Below are 611 nucleotides of genomic sequence, written 5' to 3'. Positions count from 1 at the left end.
TGGTTTCCGAATGATTGATTTCCGTTCTGAGAAAAAGATGAACCGTTGCCATTTGGCGCTTGCATGTTGTCTTGATTCTGCATCTTCCCTCCGCCAGCAGCATTCATATCACCCTTTGCCAGGCCCGTAGTTTGCCCAAGCAGACGCTCTGTGCCGTTGTAGCCAAAGGCCAGTTCTAGCACTGAGTTGGTCTGGCTGCTTCCTACATAAGGCCGGCTTGAGGAAGAGGCTGAATCCACTGCAATCGCCCATGAGAGTGAAAGGCCTGTCAGAAGGACAAGAGACAGAAGCAGGGACCCGATTTTTTTCTTCAGAGAAACCCGATATGCAACCAGGTAGAATAACACAAATGCAGGCAATACCATAAACGCTTGCATCATCTTCATATTAAAGGCGAGCCCAATTAGGGCAAATGCCGTCAGCAGCCAAACCAGCTTGCCTTGTTTTACTGCCCGAAACAGGCAAGCTGAACCGAGCAATATGGTAAAGACAAGCATGCTGTCAATATTGTTTGTCCGGCTGACAGCTACTGCGATAGGGGGCAGTGCCATAACAAGTGCGGAAATGCGGGCCGCTCCAATTCCAAAAGTCGGCTTGATCATTCTGTAGAG

At 49.4% G+C, this 611-nt stretch carries 1 protein-coding gene; it reads right to left on the bottom strand.

Going from position 1 to position 611, the window contains the following annotated elements:
- Positions 1-611: glycosyltransferase family 39 protein (locus ACWHAR_RS29200; protein WP_452088712.1), on the bottom strand; the 611-nt coding region annotated here is incomplete at both ends.

The sequence above is a fragment of the Bacillus sp. LR--39 genome (assembly GCF_053613335.1).
The sequence above is the reverse complement of the archived record's forward strand: the minus strand, read 5'-3'. Positions and strand labels throughout refer to the sequence as shown.